Annotated in this window: 1 protein-coding gene; it reads left to right on the forward strand. The window is 66.4% G+C overall.

The features are described from left to right. On the forward strand, window positions 1-234 hold a 234-nt coding region (locus tag SCA31_RS24540), incomplete at its 5' end, for a hypothetical protein (RefSeq protein ID WP_410699579.1). Between the last annotated feature and the right edge of the window lie 19 nt (window positions 235-253).

The following is a 253-nucleotide window of genomic DNA, read 5'->3' on the forward strand; positions in this document are numbered from 1 at the left end:
GACAGCAAGGCTCCCGCATTGGCTCTGAGCGCGGAGTGGAAGCCCCAAGTAGTCGCCGCACTGACCAGCCTGGGATGGTCGGAAAAGGACGCCGCCGGCAGTGTGGACAAGGCCATGGTCGATTCGCCGGAACTGGCCGAAGGCGGAAACGTCGCGCAAATCCTCCGCGCCACCCTCCGTTGGCTGGGCCAAGACGGGGCCCGTGCTGGCAACCGCGTAGGCAGCCGTGGCTGAGCAGTCATTGGTCACAGGG

This window comes from Chryseobacterium sp. SIMBA_028 (assembly GCF_046535285.1).
Taxonomy (GTDB): Bacteria; Bacteroidota; Bacteroidia; order Flavobacteriales; family Weeksellaceae; genus Chryseobacterium.